This window comes from Brevibacillus sp. FSL K6-6036 (genome assembly GCF_037964015.1).
Classification (GTDB): domain Bacteria; phylum Bacillota; class Bacilli; order Brevibacillales; family Brevibacillaceae; genus Brevibacillus; species Brevibacillus borstelensis.
This window is the reverse complement of sequence record NZ_CP150173.1, coordinates 1,602,734-1,624,087: the sequence shown is the minus strand read 5'-3', so window position 1 is coordinate 1,624,087 and position 21,354 is coordinate 1,602,734. Positions and strand designations below refer to the sequence as shown.

The 21,354-nt window shown below is 54.8% G+C and carries 20 protein-coding genes and 1 riboswitch; of the genes, 6 read left to right on the top strand and 14 right to left on the bottom strand.

Translation table 11 applies throughout. From position 1 onward, the window contains the following. The first annotated feature begins 44 nt into the window (after positions 1 to 44). A riboswitch (glycine riboswitch) is annotated at positions 45 to 154 on the top strand. A gap of 290 nt (positions 155 to 444) precedes the next feature. From NST37_RS08120 to NST37_RS08100, 5 genes are all read left to right on the top strand, one after another. Continuing rightward, positions 445 to 1,800 (top strand): sodium:alanine symporter family protein, encoded by a 1,356-nt coding sequence (locus NST37_RS08120; protein ID WP_024984461.1) that lies wholly within the window; start codon positions 445 to 447, stop codon positions 1,798 to 1,800. Positions 1,801 to 1,997: 197 nt separating this feature from the next. Then, a complete protein-coding gene (locus NST37_RS08115; RefSeq protein ID WP_339186550.1) occupies positions 1,998 to 2,756 on the top strand; it encodes a helix-turn-helix domain-containing protein in 759 nt (252 codons plus the stop codon). Between the two features lie 93 nt (positions 2,757 to 2,849). Further along, a complete protein-coding gene (locus tag NST37_RS08110) occupies positions 2,850 to 4,031 on the top strand; it encodes an MFS transporter (RefSeq protein WP_024983876.1) in 1,182 nt (393 codons plus the stop codon). 369 nt (positions 4,032 to 4,400) lie between these two features. Continuing rightward, positions 4,401 to 5,081 carry a phosphotransferase gene (locus tag NST37_RS08105; RefSeq protein WP_339186548.1) on the top strand — a complete coding sequence of 227 codons (681 nt, stop codon included), beginning with the start codon at positions 4,401 to 4,403 and terminating at the stop codon, positions 5,079 to 5,081. Positions 5,082 to 5,112: 31 nt separating this feature from the next. After that, positions 5,113 to 5,568: an N-acetyltransferase gene (locus NST37_RS08100; RefSeq protein WP_003387704.1), complete on the top strand. Its 456-nt coding sequence runs from the start codon at positions 5,113 to 5,115 to the stop codon at positions 5,566 to 5,568. Between the two features lie 49 nt (positions 5,569 to 5,617). On the opposite strand, the gene NST37_RS08095 is transcribed toward NST37_RS08100, so the two are convergent. Together NST37_RS08095 and NST37_RS08090 are read right to left on the bottom strand one after the other, a co-directional pair. Then, a complete protein-coding gene (locus NST37_RS08095; RefSeq protein WP_003387705.1) occupies positions 5,618 to 6,949 on the bottom strand; it encodes an ATP-binding protein in 1,332 nt (443 codons plus the stop codon). A gap of 77 nt (positions 6,950 to 7,026) precedes the next feature. Further along, positions 7,027 to 8,712 (bottom strand): M20/M25/M40 family metallo-hydrolase, encoded by a 1,686-nt coding sequence (locus NST37_RS08090; protein WP_024983878.1) that lies wholly within the window; start codon positions 8,710 to 8,712, stop codon positions 7,027 to 7,029. Between the two features lie 267 nt (positions 8,713 to 8,979). Between NST37_RS08090 and NST37_RS08085 the strand changes: the two genes are divergently transcribed. Further along, positions 8,980 to 10,161, top strand: coding sequence for a M20 family metallopeptidase (locus tag NST37_RS08085; protein ID WP_279041831.1), 1,182 nt, complete (start codon positions 8,980 to 8,982; stop codon positions 10,159 to 10,161). Between the two features lie 84 nt (positions 10,162 to 10,245). Here the strand turns inward: NST37_RS08085 and NST37_RS08080 are convergent, their stop codons facing one another. From NST37_RS08080 to NST37_RS08025, 12 genes are all read right to left on the bottom strand, one after another. Further along, entirely contained in the window at positions 10,246 to 11,466 is a 1,221-nt protein-coding gene (locus tag NST37_RS08080; RefSeq protein WP_024983880.1) for an FAD-dependent monooxygenase, read from the bottom strand. Between the two features lie 212 nt (positions 11,467 to 11,678). Continuing rightward, positions 11,679 to 13,433, bottom strand: a complete 1,755-nt coding sequence (ptsP, locus tag NST37_RS08075) for a phosphoenolpyruvate--protein phosphotransferase (protein ID WP_339186544.1) — start codon at positions 13,431 to 13,433, stop codon at positions 11,679 to 11,681. Positions 13,434 to 13,435: 2 nt separating this feature from the next. Continuing rightward, positions 13,436 to 13,696: an HPr family phosphocarrier protein gene (locus NST37_RS08070; protein ID WP_031932336.1), complete on the bottom strand. Its 261-nt coding sequence runs from the start codon at positions 13,694 to 13,696 to the stop codon at positions 13,436 to 13,438. Positions 13,697 to 13,729: 33 nt separating this feature from the next. Further along, a complete protein-coding gene (locus NST37_RS08065) occupies positions 13,730 to 14,455 on the bottom strand; it encodes a KDGP aldolase (protein WP_339186542.1) in 726 nt (241 codons plus the stop codon). Between the two features lie 10 nt (positions 14,456 to 14,465). Continuing rightward, positions 14,466 to 15,572, bottom strand: coding sequence for a DgaE family pyridoxal phosphate-dependent ammonia lyase (locus NST37_RS08060; RefSeq protein WP_327969939.1), 1,107 nt, complete (start codon positions 15,570 to 15,572; stop codon positions 14,466 to 14,468). Between the two features lie 43 nt (positions 15,573 to 15,615). Beyond that, positions 15,616 to 16,266: a DUF4310 family protein gene (locus tag NST37_RS08055; RefSeq protein ID WP_003387714.1), complete on the bottom strand. Its 651-nt coding sequence runs from the start codon at positions 16,264 to 16,266 to the stop codon at positions 15,616 to 15,618. After that, positions 16,266 to 17,054 carry a DUF4311 domain-containing protein gene (locus tag NST37_RS08050; RefSeq protein ID WP_003387715.1) on the bottom strand — a complete coding sequence of 263 codons (789 nt, stop codon included), beginning with the start codon at positions 17,052 to 17,054 and terminating at the stop codon, positions 16,266 to 16,268. Before NST37_RS08050 ends, NST37_RS08055 begins: the two co-directional genes overlap by 1 nt. A gap of 21 nt (positions 17,055 to 17,075) precedes the next feature. Beyond that, the gene (locus tag NST37_RS08045) at positions 17,076 to 17,414 is read right to left on the bottom strand and encodes a DUF4312 family protein (protein WP_339186540.1); all 339 of its coding nucleotides are present in this window, start codon (positions 17,412 to 17,414) and stop codon (positions 17,076 to 17,078) included. Positions 17,415 to 17,417: 3 nt separating this feature from the next. Further along, positions 17,418 to 17,780: an SFCGS family glycine-rich protein gene (locus NST37_RS08040; protein ID WP_339186539.1), complete on the bottom strand. Its 363-nt coding sequence runs from the start codon at positions 17,778 to 17,780 to the stop codon at positions 17,418 to 17,420. A gap of 41 nt (positions 17,781 to 17,821) precedes the next feature. Next, on the bottom strand, positions 17,822 to 18,187 hold the full coding sequence (locus tag NST37_RS08035; protein WP_003387718.1) for a hypothetical protein: 366 nt from the start codon (positions 18,185 to 18,187) through the stop codon (positions 17,822 to 17,824). Next, complete coding sequence (locus NST37_RS08030) at positions 18,178 to 19,317, bottom strand: amidohydrolase/deacetylase family metallohydrolase (RefSeq protein WP_003387719.1); 1,140 nt, start codon at positions 19,315 to 19,317, stop codon at positions 18,178 to 18,180. Before NST37_RS08030 ends, NST37_RS08035 begins: the two co-directional genes overlap by 10 nt. Further along, complete coding sequence (locus NST37_RS08025) at positions 19,307 to 21,247, bottom strand: transcription antiterminator (protein WP_003387720.1); 1,941 nt, start codon at positions 21,245 to 21,247, stop codon at positions 19,307 to 19,309. The genes NST37_RS08030 and NST37_RS08025 overlap by 11 nt, the downstream gene beginning before the upstream one ends. Between the last annotated feature and the right edge of the window lie 107 nt (positions 21,248 to 21,354).

Sequence of the window (21,354 nt, the reverse complement as noted above, 5' to 3'; positions counted from 1 at the left end):
CTTCCCGAAACTCTCAGGTCTAGGAAACTAGTAAAACTGCATGGGGACGAGCCTCTGGAGAGACTCCCTCTTTTTTCAAAAAGAGGATTGGGCACCGAAGGAGCAAATTCGCCGCGGCGAATAATCTCTCAGGTAAAAGGACAGAGTGGACGCTTGGACTTATACAAAAACGGTTAGTAATTTGTCGATAAAAAGCTTTGCTGTCAGTTCTCTCGAAGATATTCGTTCTTCGTATGACGAAGTTTTTTATGTGTTGCAGAAGGTTGAACATTTTACATGTTGCTAAACTTTTCTGCGCCCATCAACAAATGCGGTTTGCCGCCGGTTTTTTGTATTCTTATTTACGTAATTTTGTACGTCCTGCGACCGTCTCCAGAGAACATTTCATTTTCGGGTGAAATGTTTTTTCTTTTTCTCTTCAAAAACAGCAAGGGGGAAACCGAGATGGACATGCTTATGCAATGGTTGGAAATGGTGAATGGATTTGTGTGGGGACTGCCTACGCTGATACTGCTCGTCGGCACTGGGGTAATGCTGACGATCCGCCTTCGAGGGCTGCAGTTCAGAAAGCTGTGGTATGCGCTGCGCCTCGCTTTTGGGAAGCAGCAGGAGCAAACAGCGGCTGGGGACATCAACCACTTTCAGGCGCTGATGACCGCGCTTGCGGCAACGATCGGGATGGGAAATATCGCCGGGGTGGCCACGGCTGTCGCGGTCGGCGGACCGGGTGCTCTGTTCTGGATGTGGATCACAGCTCTGTTCGGGATGGCGACGAAATACGCCGAAGCGATTCTCGCTGTCAAGTACCGCATCCGGCAGGCTGACGGCACTTTTTCCGGCGGACCGATGTACTATTTGGAGAAAGGGTTGAAGCAAAAATGGCTCGCTGTTTTGTTCGCCCTGTTTGGAACAATGGCTTCCTTCGGGATCGGAAACATGGTCCAGTCCCATTCCGTCGCTGAAGCGGTACAGTTGAACTTCTCGATCCCTCCGGTCGCAACGGGGATTGTGCTGGCTGCCTTTACCGCCTTTGTCATCCTCGGCGGCGTAAAAAAGATCGGACAGGTCACCGGCGTCATGGTGCCGTTTATGGCCCTTTTCTATATCGTTGCCGGAATCATTGTCGTGCTCTTTCATGCGGGGCAAGTACCGCAGGCATTGGCAGACATTGTACACGGAGCGTTTAACGGCACTTCGGCTGCAGGCGGCTTTTTGGGAGCGACCGTAGCCATGGCGATCCAAAAAGGGGTTGCCAGGGGTGTCTTCTCCAACGAGGCCGGTCTGGGCAGCGCACCGATCGCAGCCGCGGCGGCAAAAACAGACGAACCGGCCAAGCAGGCGCTCGTTTCCATGACAGGAACGTTTATCGATACGATTCTCGTCTGTACGATCACAGGGCTTGCTTTGGTCACTACGGGAGCCTGGTCCACCGGTATGTCTGGCGTGGAAGCGACTACCTACGCCTTCCAAAGCGTCTTCGGTCAAGCCGGCAGCTACGTGCTGGCCGTTGCCATCATCCTGTTTGCCTACTCCACCATCCTCGGGTGGGCGTATTACGGCGAGAAATGCTTTGAATATTTGTTCGGCAAAGGCTCTGCCAAATACTACCGATTCGTCTGGGTAGTCATGGTCGCTGTCGGAGCAACGATGAAGCTCGATCTGGTCTGGACGCTCTCCGACATCATGAACGGCTTGATGGCAGTGCCCAACCTGATCGGCCTGATCGGACTCTCCGGTGTGGTCGTTGCCGAGACGAAGCGCTTTTTGAATGGGCCTCTGGAGTCGAAGCTGTCACAGTAAATATGCTCGCACCCCAAAATTTTCCCCTCATAATGAGGGGGTTTTCCTATTTCTGCGGGATTCGTTTTGCGGGACGAGCGCACTTGCGGAGCGGATGCTCCCCCCTCCTCGTGACATTACCGGACTTGCGGAAAAAAGTGTGTATAATAGAAGGCATATCTTCTATGCACGGATCAAACCGGTTGGAGGGCATTGTCATGTTGGAAACATTCGGATTTTCCCATTACGAAAGCAAAGTATATGAGACGCTCGCGGCAAGCGAGTCTCCCATGGATGCCACAATGATCGTCAAGCATTCCGGCGTTCCCAAAGCGAAAATTTACGAAGTGCTGACCCGTCTGGTAGACAAGGGCCTGGTCCTCGATTCTGTGTCGGATAAAAAGAAATGGTATACCGCTCTGCCGCTAAACAGCCTGATCGACAAGCTGACCAGTCAATTTCAGCACGACGTGGAGCGGCTCAAAACCTCTTTGGCCAGCAAGCAGGTACGGGATGACCGGATTTGGAATCTCAAGGTCGACTCCTCCATACGCGCTGAAAGCAAGCACTTGATTCAGCGAGCCGTCAAGTCCATCCGCATCTTCGCCTGGAATGACGATTTTGCCGGATTTATCCCTCTCCTCGAGGAAAAGGAACGGGAAGGCGTAGAAGTGGAAGCGCTGGTGGTCGGAGAGATACAGACAAACCTCAAACGGGTCCACGTCTTAATCCCTTCGGACGAGCACGAGGGATTGGAACGCTTCCAGCTCATCGTAGCGGATCAGGAGGAGATCATGTTTGCCGGAGAAGAAGACGGCAACTGGCAAGCTATTCAGACGAGAGCACAGCCGTTTGTCAAATTCTTCGCCGACTTCTTTTTCCATGACGTAGCATTGGCCCGCATTACGCAAAAGCATTACGACCTGCTTTTTGGAGACGAAGAGATACGGCGCATGCTCATCCGGCTCCGTTACTAACATCATCCATGATTTTTTTCTTGAATGCGCAGACCAAAAAGGTTACCATCATAGTGGTAACCTTTTTTTAGGTGCAGAAAGGAGCTCTTCTGTGTGAATCCTCGCGTTTTTATTCTTGCTATTGCAACCTTTGTGGTCGGGACGGTGGAGCTGATCATCGGCGGGACGATGAATCTGATCACCGCAGACCTGAATATTCCGCTTAGCGCCGCCGGGCAGTTGATTACAGTGTTTTCCCTGTCGTTTGCCGTTTCAGCGCCAATCCTAATGCACGTCACTCGAAAAATTGCCCGCAAGCGCCTTTATTTGCTGGCCCTGTTCGGCTTTTTTCTGAGCAATGTGCTAGCCGCGCTCAGTCCGGTGTACTCGGTCCTGCTCATCGCCCGGATTCTTTCCGCCTCCTGCGGGGCCCTGCTGACCGTCTTGTCCATTTCAATCGCCACGCAAATCGTCGAGCCTGCCTACCGGGGCCGGGCATTGGGCATCATCTTCATGGGGATCAGCGGCTCTTTGGTGCTCGGTGTCCCGATGGGAATGACACTCGGCAACGCATTTGGCTGGCGTGCTCCGTTTTGGCTCATCGCCGGACTTAGCCTTGTGGCGATGCTCTGCCTCAGCATTATGCTGCCCAATGTTCAAACGCCTCCGGCGATACCGCTGCGGCAACAGCTCGCTTCATTGAAAAGCGAGAAGATCGTCAGCGCCCAGTTGATTACGATGCTGATGCTGACCGGCCATTTGACGCTGTATGCGTACTTTACTCCCTTTTTGCAGGAAACGATGCAGTTGGAAGGAGCCTGGCTCAGTTTTGTCTATCTGCTGTTCGGCGTCGCTGCAGTCATGGGCGGGGGCGTAGGCGGATGGATTTCCGATAAATGGGGGCCGCCCAAATCAATCCTCGTCATCGTTTCGGCCTTCGGGCTGGTGATGGCATCCCTGCCCTTTACCACCGGATCGCTCTACGTATTTTTGATCGTGATGGTGGTGTGGAGCGCACTGAGCTGGGCCATTTCACCCGCCCAGCAGAACTATTTGATCCAGACCTCTCCCCGGACAGCCGACATTCTGCTTGGGTTGAACACCTCTGTCCTGCACGTCGGGATCGCGCTTGGATCGGCTGTCGGAGGCATCGTGATCGAGAAAGCCTCGGTTCAGTACAACGCGTGGGTCGGCGCCTGCTTCGTCCTGGTTTCGCTGGGGTGTGCGGTCTTTTCCATTACCCGTCCCGGTTCCGAAAAGACGACTGCAGACGCTGCTTCAACTATCGACGCCTGAATCGCCAATCAACAAATCAGATCGTCCACAGCCGGCCCGTCCGGCTGCCCAGAAAAAGGCTTTGCGAGCGATGGCCCCGCTCCCGAAGCCTTTTTCTCGTTTCCAGCCGAATCTGGACGGTTCGGCTGGCCCCCTATTGGCATCTTTTCTGCCGAGAAAGCTTCCTGTGCCGGACAGACCGACCTCTTATTCCAGACCATTACAAAAAACGTAACTTTCCATCCTGTCATTCGTATCGATTTATGGCAGATTAAAAAATTGCCAAATATGGTGAATACCATTAAAAAGGGAGCAAGTTTGCCATGCAGCAAAAAAGGACTATAGCCGTCTTTTGACGGTCAATAAGCTTTTGCTACCGTCGAACAATGGATGCCAGGGAAGGAAGCGGATTGCCTTGATCCAGGCCTGATCCGGCAAGCGGGGGAATGGCTGGGAGCCATGCATCGCCTCTCCGCAGAAGACGCCATTCCGTTTACTTCTTTCAGCCCGTGGAGCATGTTCGGCCCAACTGACGATCTCGCTGAAGACGTCTGCACCCTCCAAAAAGCCGTGCAAGCCAGTGAAGCGAATCAAAGCTTGTGGCAGGAGATTTACGCGTTATACGAGAAAAAACGGGCGTTTCTGGAGATATTGTGGCCAGATTTCCCCGCAGAAGCGGTACAAGGGGATTTTTCTCTGAATAACCTGCTCGTGGATGATGACGGCAGCCTGTGCAGCATCATTGACTTTCACCTTGCAGGAAACGATGGTATTCTCTGTCACTTCGCCGGTGAAGCAGCGTTCTTGGCCTACGAAGCGGACCGGAAGGATGATGACTCCGAAGAGACGGGAGATCTGTACTTTGGCGCATTTGCCGCAGGATATTTCAAAAACCGGCAGCTCCATGATCTGGAACGGGACTGCTTGCAGGATGTGCTCAGGATAAAAAGAGCGTTTGCCTGTCATCAAGTGGACGATGTGCTGGACAAGTTCAACGCCGGAGAAATCGGCCAGGTTGACATGGCACTGGAAAAGATCCGATTTTGTTTAACGAAAACACTTCCTGTCTGATTGCTCATTTGTGAAGGGAGACGAATGGAAAATGACTATCCGTATCGAACAAGCATCACATGATCATTTTACCGACATCATCAAGCTGTGGAATGAAAATTGCAAAGAAGTAGCAGAAAGCGAACTGTCTGCCGAAGAACAGGAGAGTATCCATGACCAGCTCGTGCAATACACCCAATCCCGTTTCGGCGTGGTGTATGTAGCGCTCGACAGCGCTTCCAGACTGATCGGCTATGCTCTTGCCTCTCTGAAAAAAGATTTGATCGAAGACATCTTCCTCGGCCAAATCGACGAAGTATACGTTGTGCCGGAATATCGCAGACAGCACACGGCAAAAGCGCTTGTGGCAGAAATGAATGACTGGTTTCAGCGCCAGGAGGTCTCAGCCGTTTCCGTACTTGTCGATGTGGAGAACACTTCAGCGCAAAAATTCTGGGAGAAGATCGGCTACGGCAAGGAGTTTTTCGTTATGTCCAGCGATGAGTGATTGGGACGAAAGAAGCTGCCCTTAAAAAGGGGCAGCTTCTTAGAAATATTCATCTCTTCTTCACAGGCAAACGAACCTGAAACCTCGTGACTCCGTTCGCCGATTCGACGTCAATTTCTCCTGCGTACTTCCTTATGACCTCCCGGACGATCGAAAGACCGATGCCTCTGGGCGGCTCGCCATCGCGCCGTTTCGTGCTGACCCCCTCCTGGAAGATCGCCGTCAGTTGACGGGGCGGGATTTCGGGGCCGGTATTTTCCACCGTAAACCGGTACGCCGAATCATCCTCCTGGCAGCACAGCCGGATTCGCTTTTCTCCTTCCGCCTCCTCGGCCGCCTCAATTGCATTGTCCAGCAAATTGGACAAAATCTTGATCAGATCAACGGAAGGAATCTGGTCAAACGGGTGCTGGCTGACCTCCAATTGCATCAAAATTTGACGTGTCCGTGCCTTTTCCCATTTGGTATGCAGCAAGACCATCAACGCCGGATTTTGTATCCGTACGGACAGATCGAGTACTTTGGCCTCCCGAATCAGGGTCCTGATGTACTCATGCGCCTTGTCGTAATACCTGCATTCGATCAAGCCGTACAGAACCTGCATATGATTGACAAAGTCGTGGCGGATCGAACGCATCGAGGCAATCACGGAACGGATCTCGTCCTGATACGTTCTCTCCGTATCCCCGACGGCCGCTTTCAGCTCGCGACGGTACCATTTTTGCAGCAAGAGGAAAATTGCCGCCAGCAGCGCGACAAACAATGCATGAAAGACAAAAGTGTATGTGCTGCTGCGCAACACTTCCCGGCCGATGCTGTACATATTGTCCGCGCTGACATCCACACCGAGAATGCCGATCACATGTCCGGCTTCGTCGTAGATGGGTGCCCCTGCCGACACGTACTCCCCATAAATCGGGTCTTTGATGACATCGGAATAGTAGCTGTAGCCCTGTTTCACCTGCCCGATTTGCTGTTCCGTCACGTTGCAAATTTGTCCAGGCGGAAACGAAAGCGGCGAATCGGGCGGGTGGGCGGTTACAACGGTTTTGGCAATTTTTTGGCGATCATCGATTTGCATCGTATAGACGTACAAAGCACCTGCCATCTCACGAGCGGCTTGCAGCTGCTCCTGAATTCTGGCAAAGGCGGCTTGATTGCTTGCAGGCGCTCGCAACAGCGTCCTGTAGGCCGATACGTCCAGTTTCCCGGCAATATATGCTGCTTCCTGCATGCTTTTAGATGCGAGGGAGATGTGCACGGATTTCATCGTGTTTCGATAGGAAACGGCCACATTAACGGCTGTCAGCACGAGCAGTATAATCGCGGCTATCCATAACACCAGCATGACACGGGGTTTTTTATATATGGTTACAAACATGTTCTCTACCCCATTGCGGACCCTATGGCATCCCCTTATCTTACAGCCATTTGTCTCCAGTCTCGGTCACGTTCATTCTAGTACACCTGCAGGGACGTGTCTATATTTACTTCGTTTCCGATCAGCTTGCGGATGACCAGATCGGTTAGCTGCGGAACGATTTCAGTCGAGAACGCGATTTCCATCCGCTCGTATTTTTTGTGCGCGTCATACCCATAAGGGCCGATATTAATGGCAGGAACATTGAGGTCGCGGATGTCTTCGTAATTCACATAGTGCTTGGTCCCCCAACCCGGGTTGTTGTCGCTTACGGCGCGAATCCCTGCTTCGTCATCACGCAAGCAAACCATGCTCATGTCGCAAATATAAGGAAAGAAATTTTTTGCTACGATCGGATGGGCATAGTTCGGTTGAACGGCTTCGACTGCCTCCTCCAATGCACGCAGCAGCTGCCTCTCCCGTTCGTCTTTGCCGCTCAAATCGATCGGCGGTGAATACAGCGAGGAATAAAACAGGATGATCGCCGGGCTTTTGTCCCTCATCCAGCTCCACTCTTCTTCTACCACTCTCGCGGCAAACATTCTCGTATCCAATGTCTTGTCTTGCATAAGCTCCTCTTTGAAGGCTTTCATATGAAGGGCGAAGCTTTCCCCATGCTCCTCCAGCAGCTGCCGGTGCATCTCCTCGTAGATCATGACCCGGGGCTTCCACGGCAGCGGCTGATACGCTTCATTGCAGCGCTCGCGGTAACGGCGGTAGCGGTCTTCCAAAACACAGAGCGCATTGGCAAAGGCAATCTCCGCCTGCTCCTTCAACTTGTCCAGCACTTCCTTCGGCGACCAGGAAACGGTGAAAAAGTTGTAGTACACATAGGCTGACAGCGCGGTTTGAACCGTATAGGTCGGCTTCAAATCCATTTGCTTCAACGAAACCGGCGGTACCGGGATCTCACCCAACGCCTCGTCGCACAGCTCCGGATTGTAGCTGATCTGCCGCGTCAGCTCGGCGGCGAGAAAATTCGGGTCCAGGCCTTCAAAGCAGGAGCCTACATGCGTCTCCGCTCCCGTGATGAAAAAGGAAGGCAGGAGTTTGCCAATCGTCCCCTTGTAAACATAACGGTTTTCGTCTCCCTCATAAAGCGGCGCCACAAAATCCGAATTGATCAGCGCAATATATTCGAAGCCATGCTCTTCCTTCCAGCGTTTCAAGTCTTTGATGCCGGACAGTACTCCATGCGAACTGTCTTCTTCATCGCATTCAGCCAGCAGCACCAGGTTGCCCGCCAGCTCGTCGGGGTGCTCGGCGTAATATTTCAGCAAATATACATGGCTGGCCACCCCGCTTTTCATATCCAGCACACCGCGCCCGAAATGCCACTCGCCCGACTCCAACTGTTCTTTTACCAGAGGTGGCAGCGATTCCTGTCGAAGCGCTTTCATAAGTTCCTGCGGATGGCAAGCCTTGTCTTTCAAATGGCCAAAATCTTCGATGCCGACCGTATCGGTGTGTCCCATCAAAATGACGGTTCGACTGTCAGCAGCCTTGGTTCCCTTTACGAAGGCAAGCACATTGTACCGCTCTACCTCATCGTCTACGGTACGTGAAAGGAGCAGTCTGTCCGGATGTTCCTGAAAATAGGGCAACGAGGATAACAGCTCATACAAGGCTCGGGCGACATCGATCTCTCCCGGCGTGTTGACCACACTCTCTACCTTCACCAATTGATCTGTCAATTGCAACACCACTTCACGAGAGGACAACATCTGAACACTCCTTTTCGCAAATCGCGGATCTGGAATAGAAACGGCCCGTCATGCTTTACCCAGGTCCATCTCCCTACATAACCCATTCGTCAGACGCATGGTTCATCCTGCCGATGGTCTTGATTTTTTCTGGCAGCTACCCTTTGCAATCATATGCTTTATAAGGTGATATTGCGAAAATTCGGTAAATTTATCTATACTAAAAGTGTTTCTTCATCTCTACATGCCCCGGCGTTCGTTGAAAACTATGGAATGGGAGTGAATTGCATGCGTGAACAATTATTTGCCCGGCTTCAAGAGCTGTATCCGGAAATGGTGAGCCTGCGGCGCGACCTGCACATGTACCCCGAGCTTTCTTATGAAGAAGTAAACACGGCAAAAAAAGTGGCAGATCGACTGGCGTCACTCGGCATCGAGGTACGTACCGGCGTTGGCGGCATGGGGGTCGTCGGGCTGCTCAGGGGCGGCAAACCGGGGAAAACGGTTGCTTTGCGGGCCGACTTTGACGCCCTTCCGATCCAGGATGAAAAAGAGGTTGCGTACAAATCCCGCGTCCCTGGCGTCATGCATGCCTGCGGCCACGACATTCACACCTCCGCCCTGCTCGGTGTCGCACAGGTATTGTGTGAAGTCCGTGATGAGCTGCCGGGCAATGTCGTATTCATTCACCAGTTCGCAGAGGAGCTGCCTCCCGGGGGAGCGCAGGCCATGGTGGCAGATGGCTGTCTCGATGGGGTGGACGTCGTATATGGCGCCCACGTCGCTTCCGACATTCCTTGCGGCGTCGTCGGGATCGGGAACGGTTTTGTCTCCGCCGCATCCGATCAGTTTGAGATTGTCGTCTCCGGCAAGGGCGGTCACGCTGCCCATCCCCATCAGGCCATCGACCCGATCGTCATCGGCAGCCAGATCGTGATGAATCTGCAGCTCATAGCCAGCCGACGAGTAGATCCGCTGGAGCAAATCGTCGTGTCCGTCTGTTCCTTCCAGGGCGGGGATGCTTTCAACGTCATTCCAGATTCCGCAAAACTGAAGGGAACTGTCCGTACATATAATGAAGAGGTTCGGGAAATGGCCGAAAAAGCGATCTTCCAAATCGCGGAGGCCGCTTGCCAGGCTTCGGGCGCAAGCTGCGAGGTCGTCTACCGGCGCGGCTACCCGGCCACCTGGAACCACCCCGAAGAGACACAAGCGCTATTTGATGTCGCCAAACAAATCTGGGGCGACAAAGAAGTCATGGAAGTCCCGCCGGGCATGGGAGGCGAAGACTTCGCCTACTACGTCAAGGAAAGACCCGGTACATTTTTCAACGTAGGCGGACAAAACCCGGACATTCAGGCGACCTATCCGCATCATCACCCCAAATTTGACGTCGACGAGCGCTCCATGGTCCGCATCGGGCAAGTATTCATCGCCGCTCTGCTCGACTATCAGGAACGGCATCAATAGCGGAAAATACGTTCTCCAAACGCAAGTCAAGCTGATCGGAGGCCCTAGCGAAATATTGAATGCAGGGCCTCTTTTTTTGCAACGTTATACCTCATGCCCCACGATCCAATCGAGCCGCTTGCTTTGCAGGCGAGCCGGAATCATCCTCATGGCAAGATTGCGAACAGCGAGCGCCAACGGATTTTCCAGCTGGACAATCCTGCCTATCATGCGCGAGCCTCGTACAATCGCCTTGGTGCGCTTGAGCCGCAGCAGCTCGTATCGCTGGCATGCAGCCTCTATGCCTGAAGCAGTTACCGCGTTTTCAGCAGAATTAGCGGCGTTTTCCCGATACTTGGACAAAGACAAGCACCGGGCCAACACCAGCGCGTCTTCCATCCCTTGTCCAGCTCCCTGTCCCAAATTCGGCAGCATCGGATGAGCCGCGTCCCCGGCCAGTGTCACCCTCCCCGCGCTCCAGGACTTTAATGGCTTCCGGTCATAGATGTCGTTCCATAGCATGGCAGACACATCTGTGGCCGCGATCACTTCGCGTATTGGTTCGTACCAGCCTTCAAAGCGTTTCAGGAGGTCTTCCTTGTTTCCGGCAAAACGCTTTTCCGCGCCCTCCGGCGCATTGATCGCCGCAAACCAGTGAATCCGCCCGTGGCCAATGTGCGAAAAACCAAACCGAACCCCTTTTCCCCACGCCTCAAACCCGCCTCCCGTCTCCACGGGGTAGCGTTCATTCCTGTAGACAGCAATGCCCCGGACAGCCGTATACCCGGAATATCGCAGCAGCTCTTCGCCAAACAACTGCTTTCGAACGTTCGAATGAATCCCGTCCGCCCCGATCAGCACATCGCCGCAAGCCGCCTCGCCGTTTTCAAAAAACGCCCGAACCCCGTTCTCTTCCGTCTCAAAACGGCTGAACGAATGCCCCAGGCAGATCGACTCCTTGCGTATGCACCCAAGCAAGGCCTGCTGGAGGTCAGCGCGGTGGATCATATAGCTGTCCGCCCCGCATCTCTGCGCTTGCTCCCTCACCGGCAGCCTGACGAGCAGCCTACCCGTCCAGTCGCGAATCTCCGCAGTCCGGACAGGGGCGCCCAATGCCCGGACTCGTTCTCCGGCTCCCAGCCTATCGAGCGCCTTCATCGCATTCGCGGCCAAAACAATACCGGCCCCGATCCCTTTCAATTCGCGTGCACGCTCATAGATGACTGCCTCCCAGCCGATCTGCTCCAGGGCAATCGCTGTACACAGGCCGCCGATCCCCGCGCCGATGACGATCGCTTTTCCTTGTTTGCCAAATCGATTCTGCATCCCGGCTCCTCCACTTTCCGCTTCGTCTGTGCTTCCTTGCCCTTAGTCTACGGGCTTTCGGCATCGGCGTCCAGCTTCTTCCCTTGTGGGCAACTCTTTGCAAGTCTTACAGCTCATTAGCATCTCTCCCCTTCGCCCTTCTACTTAGGAACACAGAAAACCTCCTTTTGCCCATGGGGCATAAAGGAGGCCTGGATTTGTACGGAATGAAGTCAAGCGTTTATCTGCACCCGCGTTCTTTCCAGGAGCAGCGCCTTGACTTGCTCCTGACCCTCCAGCTTCAGGGCGGCTTCCGCGAGCTCCTTCATCTCTTCGAAGGACAGCTGATTGATCAGCTCACGGGCAGCCAGCACAGACGATGCGCTCATGCTGAACCCGTCAAGACCCATGCCCAGAAGCAGCGGGATAGCCAGGGGATCGGAGGCCATCTCACCGCACATGCTTACACGGCGGCCGTATCGGTGAGCGGCATCGATCACCTGCCGGATCAGACGCAGAACGGCTGGATGAAACGGCTGATACAAGCCGGATACTTGTTCGTTCATCCGGTCGCAGGCGAGCGTATACTGGATCAGATCGTTGGTCCCGATCGACAAAAAGTCGGCGTCCCGGGCAAACAGCTCGCTGGCCAGGGCCGCTGCCGGCACTTCGATCATCAAGCCTACCTCAATGGCAGGGTCAAACGGAATCCCCGCTCGGGCAAGCGTTTCTTTTGCCTCCGCCAGCAACCGGTTCGCCGCCCGCCATTCTTCCAGCGTAGCGATCATCGGGTACATCAGCTTGACGGAGCCGTAGTGCGAAGCGCGGAGAATCGCCCGCAGCTGGGTAAGAAACAATTCCTCCCGATCGAGACACAACCGGATCGCGCGATAGCCGAGAAAAGGGTTCAGCTCGCTTTGCAGGTTCATATACGGCAGCTCTTTGTCGCCGCCGATATCCAGCGTCCGGATGACGACCGGCTTACCATTCATGTCTTGCGCGACCTGCCGATACGCCTGGAACTGCTCTTCTTCATCCGGCATACTTGCCCTGTTCATGAACAAAAACTCGGAGCGAAACAGTCCGATCCCCTCTCCGCCAACCTGCTGCACAGCCCGACATTCATCCGGATGGCCGATGTTTGCTCCCACTTCGACACGATGCCCATCCTTGGTCACCGTGGGCAGCGCTGCCCAGCGTGCCTGCCTGTTTTTTTCCCGCAACCAGTCGGCGCGCTTTTGTTCGTAGAACGCAAGCTCCTCCTCGCCCGGTCGCAGACAGAGCAGTCCTGCTGTCCCATCCAGCACGATCAGGTCCCCATCCTCCACCTGCTCCAAAGCCTGTCCGAGGCCGACGACTGCCGGAATCCCAAGAGCACGGGCCATAATGGCGGAATGCGAGGTGCCGCCTCCGATTTGTGTGGCAAAACCCTTGATCAGGCCGGTATCAAGCTGGGCCGTATCGGATGGAGACAAGTCATGTGCGACAACGATGACCGCATCAAGCGAAGTTCCTTTCTCTTCCCGTGCAGTTCCTTGCAGATTTCCCCATACAGCTTCTTGCAGACAGGACAGAAGACGCTGGCCCACATCCCGAATATCTGCCGCGCGCTCCCGCATGTACTCGTCTTCCAGCGATGAAAATAAAGTCGCCAGCTCGCCGGTCGCTTGCTGTACAGCCGCTTCCGCGTTTATGTTTCCTGCTGCCAGCAGCACCTCGATTTGACCGATCAGCTCCGGGTCTTGCAGCAGCATCATATGAGCCTGAAAAATATCGGCTTCCTTCTGTCCCAGACGTTGCTTTGTTTGTTCATGCAATGTCGCCAGCCCGCTCAATGCCTGCTCGCTTGCTTTTTTGAAACGAGCCAGCTCCTGTTCAGGCGATTTTACTTCCTGACCGATTATTTGGTCCTGCTTTTTCCACACCTGTGCTCTGGCGATCGCGATTCCGGCGGATGCGCCTATCCCATGTACGCGTATGGTTCCCATGACTACTCGGCTCCTTGTTCCAGAAAGGCGGCCAGCTTATCCAACGCTTCTTCCTCATCGGAACCGTCGGCGGTCAGCTTCACGGTTTCCCCGTTTGCCACGGCAAGCGACATCACGCCGATGATGCTTTTGGCGTTTGCGCTTTTGCCCCCCTTGATCAAACCAATCTCACTGGAAAAGGAAGTGGCCGTTTTTACAAACAGCGTAGCCGGCCGGGCATGCAGGCCCTGGGGCAGTTGAACAACGACTTGCTTCTCTCTCATCTCGCTTCACTCCTATCTCGATTCGTTGAAAAGCTATACGGCAGGCAAGGCGGCAAGCAAATCTTCCACCTGATCGAGCCGCGTCAGCCCCGTCTCCCGGTCCACAATGGATGTATAGACGTGCGGGATGACCTCTTTTACCCCTTGCTCCAGGCAGGTTTCCACGATGGGGCGGATCGATTTTTCATCAATCCCGCCCGTCGGCTCGAACACGGGAATGCCGTAGCGGACGGCTGCTTTTGCCATCATTTTGACTTCCTCCAGCTTTTCGGTTCCGCAGACCGGATAAAATTTGACCGAATGAACGCCGATCTCGGCAAGCATGGCGGCAGCGGCATCGCAGGATACCAAGTCTTGAGCCTGCCCGCTGAGCGGACCAGTTGCGACAATGACCTTTCCCGGCGTGCCGCTGGGCGCTATCAGGGCATTGACCAGCGTGTGCCGGCTGTCAACCGCCTGCAAGGCACCCAACGTATAGCCGGCGGCAGGAAAAACCTGATTGACGTGATCGGGCTTCGTGAGCACAGCGGTCTCGGCGACCTTTTTCCACTGGCTTGGATCACCTGCACCAAGTCCTACAGACACGGGAATGCTTGCCTGCTGGTATGCTCTGATCGTTTCCGCAGCTGCCTCCACGGAGGGGTAACCCTTGACCATAATGCCGATCAAAACGCGACCCTCTGCCGCATCGACGATCTGTCTGGCATTGTCCACATCTCTGGCCAGTACGTTTAAACGGATGACTGGTTGGATCGTCACGACTTATCACTCACTTTCTGTTGTCCCATATCTCTTTGAAGCGTGCGGCAATGACCTTCTCCTGGCCTTCATGGAGCGGGCGGGGATCGAGGAAAATCACTCCCGTATTGGCGTAATGGTTTCGCGTGAAAATGGCGGGATCGCCCTTTTCGAGGAGCCGGATCACTTCCTTTGCCGAATATCCCGACTCGCGTTCATCGATCCGTACTTGTGTCCTGTAGATGTCCCGGCCAGCTTCGTCCTTGACCACGCTGGCTGAGAGTCCGGGCAACTGGTTCAATTCCTGGGCGAGCCGTTCTGCCCGATCACGCCATTCTCCGCCATGGCCTGCTGCCTGACTGTACCTGGCAAGAGCGGAGAGCAGTCCGACGATCGCCTCCTTGCCCGTTTTCATGGCGCGCCCCACGCCTTTATACTGGGCCCGGCACGCTTCGATCAGGTCTTTGCGGCCGGTGATAAAGCCCGATGTCGGTCCGCCAATTGCTTTCCCCCCGCTGTATATGACCAGATCGGCCCCCATCGCCACATAGCGGCGCAAATCCTCTTCCGCAGCGGCATCGACAATCACCGGGACCTTGTGATCGCGTCCGAGCTGTATCATCGTCTCAAGCGACTGCATGCCTTTTTGCACCGCATGATGGGATTGCACGAACAAAAGCGCCGCTGTCTGCTCGTCTATCTCCGCACGCAAATGCGCTTCCTCCACGTGATTCGCATGACCCGCTTCGATGGCCTGCCCCCCTCCGAGGGCAACCATCTGCCGCAGCGACGCTCCAAAATGCACCGCGTGTCCTTTTTGCAAAATGATTTTGTTTTTCAGTCCTGCCGAGTCTGGCAAACGTTCGATCAGACGCAGATCGGTACCGGCGATGACAGCCGCCACGCTGATCGCGATCCCCGCTCCCGCTCCCGCCGTCGGACAGCCGTCCTCGCCGCCGGTAGCCTCCGCGATCAGCTTTCCCGCTTTTTCGATCAGTTCGCTGATCTCTACGTAATCCATCGCCGCCTCACCCATGGCCCGGGCTACCTCCGGATGGACGGCGCTTCCGCCTAGCGCCGTCATTTTTCCGCTTGCATTGATGACTTGCTTCAGCCCTAGCTGCTGATAGATGCCCATATCTCATATCCCGTCCTTCCTGATTCTGTTTCCGACCCCCTGTTTACTGGGTAGGAATGGGGAAAATCGCGCCGAGAACCATGGCTCCGATGATCGCTCCTCCGGCGATCGGCTTATTGAAGTAGTAAAAGATGGCCGCTCCTGCCGTTGCACCGATTCCAACCGGAATGGAGGCCATGATGGCGGAAATGACGATGAGCGGACCGAGATAGCGTCCTGCGGCATTCCCTGCACCCATCATGACATCGGCTCCAAAGGTAGAGTTGACCGAATTGATCGTAAATTTGCGAATCAAAATAATTACCGTTCCAATCGCCAAACCCAATACCGCCCCCGTCGTCAAAGCCAAGGGAAAGGAAATCAGTGGCGCAGTAAACCCGGCACCCAGCATCAGAGCCGGAACGCCGATTCCGATACCTGTTTGCAGAGAACCGCCGATGTCGAGGATGCCGACCAGCGGCCCCTCCAAAATCCGGGCAAACAGAAAGCTTGCGCCAAACGCGGCCGCAGCTCCGTATCCGCCTCCCTTGATACCCGCCTCGAGCATGGCGACAATCGCGATGTCGTTAAAAGCACCTACGTGATAGACGTAATACAGATGAGTACCGGCAAAGATTCCCGACGAGAGGCACGCGACAAAGAGGGCAAACGCCCATTCCGAATACCAAAATCCTTTTGCTTGCAGCTCATTCATTATTTCTTCACCGCCGATCCAAATGTTTCGTGAAGCTCAACCAGCCATTGCGGAATTTCTACTTGCAGACTCTTCAACAAAGCGACATCAAAGGCACGGAAGAAGCCGCTCAGAACAAACAAGAGTGCGACAGCCACGACCATCGTTTTTGTAATTCGGTTCCAGCCGCTGTCGTCCAGCCCTTTTCCGATCAGGATACCGAGCACGATGCCAGGCACGGCGTTGCCCATGACCAGGTGGGACATCCCGCCCAATACGGTGCCCCAGATTCCTGTGCGCTTCCCCGCATCCAAGGCCGCCATCCAGAAAACAATCGGCATGATCGGGTTGATCAGCCAGTTGGCGGCAGGGACCAGCACTTTTGTCGCCACCAGCTGCATCGATTGGGGAATGGCGGTTGCCGTCGAGTTGAGCAGCGTCACAACGACGACACCGACGAGTGCTCCGGCGAACGCCATCCGCTTCGGATTGTGCAGCGTTTCCTCGACGTTTTTGTTTTTCCAAAGAAGGATCGCAGCCGCCCAGTTCGGGATGACCCGGTGATCGACGTCCTGCGTCAGAGCTCCCGCCCCGACCACGGAAGCCCATGAGTTGAACAAGAAGCCAAGTCCGAACGAAAAATGGGAAATCGGATCTCCGGCGCAAGCATTCAGTTCTCCGAACGTGCGAAATGCCCCCATCCCCTGGACGTTCGGCGCGTGAAACATGCGAGCGGCACCCGCCCCCACGCCGAAGCCGACCAATGCGCCAATGACAATCGACTTCAAAACGATGATGATCGTTACCATGAACCTTCCCCCCTTTACTATCTATCGCTGACTTGCCACCTGTCCCAGCCTTGCTGTCTGTTCTGTCTGCGTTTGAAACGGAATGCTTGCCACGTCCACCACACCCAGCCGCACCTGGATATCTACGGTGATGTCGTACCTCGTTCGCGTGCGCGGGAAAAACAGGCCGAACAGACGCTCTTTGTACATGCTCTCTGTTGCTGATACGACCTCGATGCGGACCGGCTCGATACGAACGACGAGATCACTTGTCTGTCTGGCCACGACGTGCTTGATCTGTCCGAAGATCCTGTTAAATGCTCCTTCCTTCGTATCCCCGCTGCCCGTCAGCCGCAAGCTCTCGATCCTCTCTCTGTACATGGCTTACTTCCCCCTCAGCTTTATGCATTCTTCGGTCATTCTTCTGCCGAGTTCCTCTGTATCCATAAAGCCAAAACCGATTACTTTCTTGCCGCTGCGCAGGGCTGTAATTCCCGCGTCCACAGAGCGCAGGCCATATTCGACGGGATAGCCGTACTTTGTCTTGGCCGTCAAAGCGCCTGCTCCTCCGCTGCCGCAAAACGACAAGCCGAGATCGGCCCCTTCCTGCATCATGACATCTCCTACTTTCATGTCAGCCCCTACCCCAGAAATAACAATCGGGATCCCTCCGGCAGCCTCCACACCTTTGGCGATGTTCTGTCCCTTTCCCAAACGATCTCCGATGACGATCTTTACTTTTGTCATCCTTTCAGCCTCCCTTTGTGCAATGGTTTGCAGGTTTGTGTTCATTTCCCCTGGTTTGCTCGTATCGCCTCAAAATGGACAGCGAGCAGAAACACTTCCGTTCCGTCTTCCTGCGAGCACGTTTCCTCGCCAAACAGGACGCGGCTAGACAGCGACAACATTTCTGGGTGAATCTCCTCGAACAATTCCGCTTCGACCTGCGGCAGCTTTTCACCGCTTGCCATCCGGCGGACGAAAGCGAGCAGATGGGCGCAAATGGCCAGCCATCGATCACGCGGTATATCGATTTTTTTCTCCCGCATTTCCGACTCAATCATTCGCATGAGTCGTTTGCATTCTGAATATTCCGACATATTTTCATCTGCTGGTCCTGCTACTTCTCTCACAATCTCCTCAATCATGTGCATGTCAAAACCTTTCCTGATGAAATGACCTGTTGGGCAAACACGGTTTCTTTGGCAAAGATCGTTTCCTGTTCCGAATCGGTCAAAGCGGCGGGCACCTGTTCCTTTTTCAAGATTGTGACATCCGCATGGGCTCCAGGCGCTAGCGTCCCGATCTCCCGCTCAAGCCCCAGAACCTTGGCCGGGGCGGCAGTGCAAGCCGCTACTATGTCATACAAGGTGTAGCCCAGGGCGAGAAATTTGCTCATCGTATGCGTCAGGCTGTGGACAGGACCGTTCAGATTGCGCACATGGACGTCCGTGCTGATGGAGTAAGGGGCGATTCCCAGCGCTTTTGCCTGCTGCATGGTGCGAAAGCTGAAGCTGGCTTCGCCGTGCCCGACATCAAACAGCACTCCTCTGGCGAGAGCGGACTCTGCTTCCGGGATAAGCTGTCCCTGTTCATCCAGGATGCCTCCTTTTTTTCCATGGAACGCGTGCGTTACCACGTCCCCCTTGTCGAGCAGGCCGAGCACATCGGAAAGGGCTGGCGGAGCATTGCCGATGTGGACCATCAGCGGCACCCCGGCCTCTCGGGCAGCCTGCTTTGCCACCACCAAGGGAGCGAGGCCGTTCGCTTTGACCACAGACGCGCTCATCCTCGCCTTGATCCCGCGGATTGACGGCTGCTCGGAAATGAGCGTTACCGCGTCCTTCACTGCCAGTCTGGACATGTCGGACAGTTCGGCTCCGCCTTTGCACAAGCCGTCGCCTGAAATATTGAGAAACGCCAAAACACGTGTGACAGATGGCTCCACCGCCTCCTTCAGGAAAGCGTCGAATGTCCATGCCCCGGCGCTGCCCGCGTCGACCAGTGTGGTCACTCCCTGCTCAATGCCAACGGAATCAGCCCTAACCCCCAGCTGCGTGCTCTCAGGCATGACATGAGCATGCAAGTCGATCAGCCCCGGCGTAACAAAACATCCGGCGGCATCTATCGTTTCCCGCGCCCCAATAGGCTCTGTTGCCTGCCCCTCATCGGCCCTCTCGACGTCGAGGATGCGTCCATCTGAAATGACGATATCATATAATCCATTCAGCTTCTGGGAAGGATCGATCACCCACCCGTTCCGAATCAGCAAATCAGCACTCATCGTCTCCCCCCTCCTTTTTCGCAAGATAACGCAGGATGGCCGTTACTTCACTTTGCGGAACAATGATTCCCGCTTCCTGCATAATTTGGTTGATGCGACTGCGCCAAGCGGAATGCGCTGCGCTCTCTTCCCCGCCATGTACGTCCCATTCGTCATAGGAGGAACCGAATGCCAGCCGGTTTACCATCAGCAGCACATGGAGCACAAGCCCGCTTGCCGTCTGCTCCGTCAGTTGGCTGCGGAAGGCTTCCGTCAGCTTGCAGCTGATCTCGTATCCTTTTACAATCACATCCTGGGAAAGCCTCTCCACCAATGGCAAATCCCGCGGACTTATCTCCGTTGTCTCTATCGGCATCCAGGTATGTGGCGACTTCGCTGAGCTTTTCCTCACTCCGTCTGTTTCCGGCTCCAGCTCGAGCGCTTCCAGACAGGCATGGATGCGGCTGATGTCCTGACGGGTCGGCAGCGGATTCACGATGACCACAGGCACCTCCGTTTTCACAGGCAGCACACTGATGATCACGTCTACTTTGCGAGTAGCCAAATACTTTTCTACCTCCATGGTGGAACAAAGGCCGACGACCCTCAGGGAACGCACTTCGCTCTCCAGATGGGTCTTCAGGAACCGGGACGTCCCTCGCCCCGTACCGCAGACGACAAGCGCACATGCTTTTTTCTTGTCTTGCCAGCGGTCGTAGCCGGCCTGGAAATGCAGAACGAGGTAGGCGATGTCCGCATCCATCAAATAAATCCCGTAGGGCCAGAATACTTCTTCACACGATCGTTTTACCGCATCAAACATGCGCGCGTAGGAACGGCGAATCTCCTCGGTCAACGGATTGGGATAGAGGACGCCTTGCATATACCGGGTCATGCGGTCATTTACATGGGCGAAAAGGTGTTCACTGAGCTCCGGATCATCCCACAGCGGCGTTCGTACCATCTCCCCTACCTTTTTGATCAGCTCCCGGGTCGCCACATAAACGTCCAACGGCTGCCTGCTGGTCCGTCGCTTCAGGTGCACCTGTTCCGCTTCGAGCAGCGGCAGAGAGGAATAGGCAATTTCATGCTCGGGCATTTCCATACCCAAACGCGCGCACATCTCCCGCACTGCCCGCGCGTACAGAGAATAACTGCCCCACCCAGCCGCTTCCGCCATATCTGCCTCGTCCATCGAGACGATTTGCCCTCTCTTGACGCGGTTGACGACCATACACAATCGGATCATGATACTGATCAGCGTCCGATCCGGCAGGCTTTTGTCCAGCTTCGCCACGAATCCCTTGGTTAACCTGATGATTTCATCCAGCTCCGGCGGACTGATGAGCCACCTTTCCAAAAGCGGCCCTGCTCCGGTGCCGGGACCATGCTCCGGCAGGACCCCCTGGACCAAACGATACATGACGCTGCCATCCAGCAAATCATGTGTCAAACACTCGAGGGCATAGCGCTTCTGGCGTTCGCTGCCTTCCACCCGGATACCGTATCTCTGCTTGGAGACCAGCTCCAGGTGCAATCCGTCGAGCAGTTTCTCCGTCTCTTTTACATCGGCGATAACGGTATTGCGGCTCACCCCCACATGATCGGCCAAATCGTTCAGACGCTGGTAGCCGTCGGACAGGAGCAGGATAAACGCCAGATGTTTGGCCCGCTCTTTTTGGTGAAGGATGACGTCCTTGCTGCCGTGCTCATTGAGCTTGTGCCGCAGCTTTTGCAGGACCTCCTCGGCTTCGCTGATCCAGATTCCTTTATTCGGTTGGGAATGAAGAATAATGTTGCGGTCTTTCAGCCATTGCCTGATGTTCTCCAGATCGTATTTGATCGTCCGCTCGCTCACTTGAAAATCGTTTGCAACCTCGCGGATTTTCAGCGGGTTGGAACTGTCCAGGATCACCTTCAAAAGTGCTTGGGAACGCGATGTCAGCAGCATTCTTTTTCTCTTCACCCCCGTTGTGATCGACATTGATCTAACCCGAGTTCATTATATGAAACCGTTTTCTTGCGGTAAAGAACGATTCCTTTCCCCATTGATTGGTG

Excerpts from the sequence above, each read along its gene's own strand:
- NST37_RS08105 (WP_339186548.1), top strand. The coding sequence starts at position 4,401 with ATGCCAGGGAAGGAAGCGGATTGCCTTGATCCAGGCCTGATCCGGCAA.
- NST37_RS08025 (WP_003387720.1), bottom strand. The coding sequence starts at position 21,247 with ATGCTGCTGACATCGCGTTCCCAAGCACTTTTGAAGGTGATCCTGGAC.
- NST37_RS08100 (WP_003387704.1), top strand. The coding sequence starts at position 5,113 with ATGACTATCCGTATCGAACAAGCATCACATGATCATTTTACCGACATC.
- NST37_RS08030 (WP_003387719.1), bottom strand. The coding sequence starts at position 19,317 with ATGAGTGCTGATTTGCTGATTCGGAACGGGTGGGTGATCGATCCTTCC.
- NST37_RS08080 (WP_024983880.1), bottom strand. The coding sequence starts at position 11,466 with ATGCAGAATCGATTTGGCAAACAAGGAAAAGCGATCGTCATCGGCGCG.
- NST37_RS08045 (WP_339186540.1), bottom strand. The coding sequence starts at position 17,414 with ATGTACAGAGAGAGGATCGAGAGCTTGCGGCTGACGGGCAGCGGGGAT.
- NST37_RS08115 (WP_339186550.1), top strand. The coding sequence starts at position 1,998 with ATGTTGGAAACATTCGGATTTTCCCATTACGAAAGCAAAGTATATGAG.
- NST37_RS08085 (WP_279041831.1), top strand. The coding sequence starts at position 8,980 with ATGCGTGAACAATTATTTGCCCGGCTTCAAGAGCTGTATCCGGAAATG.
- NST37_RS08035 (WP_003387718.1), bottom strand. The coding sequence starts at position 18,187 with ATGCACATGATTGAGGAGATTGTGAGAGAAGTAGCAGGACCAGCAGAT.
- NST37_RS08090 (WP_024983878.1), bottom strand. The coding sequence starts at position 8,712 with ATGTTGTCCTCTCGTGAAGTGGTGTTGCAATTGACAGATCAATTGGTG.
- NST37_RS08040 (WP_339186539.1), bottom strand. The coding sequence starts at position 17,780 with ATGACAAAAGTAAAGATCGTCATCGGAGATCGTTTGGGAAAGGGACAG.
- ptsP (WP_339186544.1), bottom strand. The coding sequence starts at position 13,433 with ATGGGAACCATACGCGTACATGGGATAGGCGCATCCGCCGGAATCGCG.
- NST37_RS08055 (WP_003387714.1), bottom strand. The coding sequence starts at position 16,266 with ATGAATGAGCTGCAAGCAAAAGGATTTTGGTATTCGGAATGGGCGTTT.
- NST37_RS08060 (WP_327969939.1), bottom strand. The coding sequence starts at position 15,572 with ATGGGCATCTATCAGCAGCTAGGGCTGAAGCAAGTCATCAATGCAAGC.
- NST37_RS08095 (WP_003387705.1), bottom strand. The coding sequence starts at position 6,949 with ATGTTTGTAACCATATATAAAAAACCCCGTGTCATGCTGGTGTTATGG.
- NST37_RS08120 (WP_024984461.1), top strand. The coding sequence starts at position 445 with ATGGACATGCTTATGCAATGGTTGGAAATGGTGAATGGATTTGTGTGG.
- NST37_RS08070 (WP_031932336.1), bottom strand. The coding sequence starts at position 13,696 with ATGAGAGAGAAGCAAGTCGTTGTTCAACTGCCCCAGGGCCTGCATGCC.
- NST37_RS08050 (WP_003387715.1), bottom strand. The coding sequence starts at position 17,054 with ATGGTAACGATCATCATCGTTTTGAAGTCGATTGTCATTGGCGCATTG.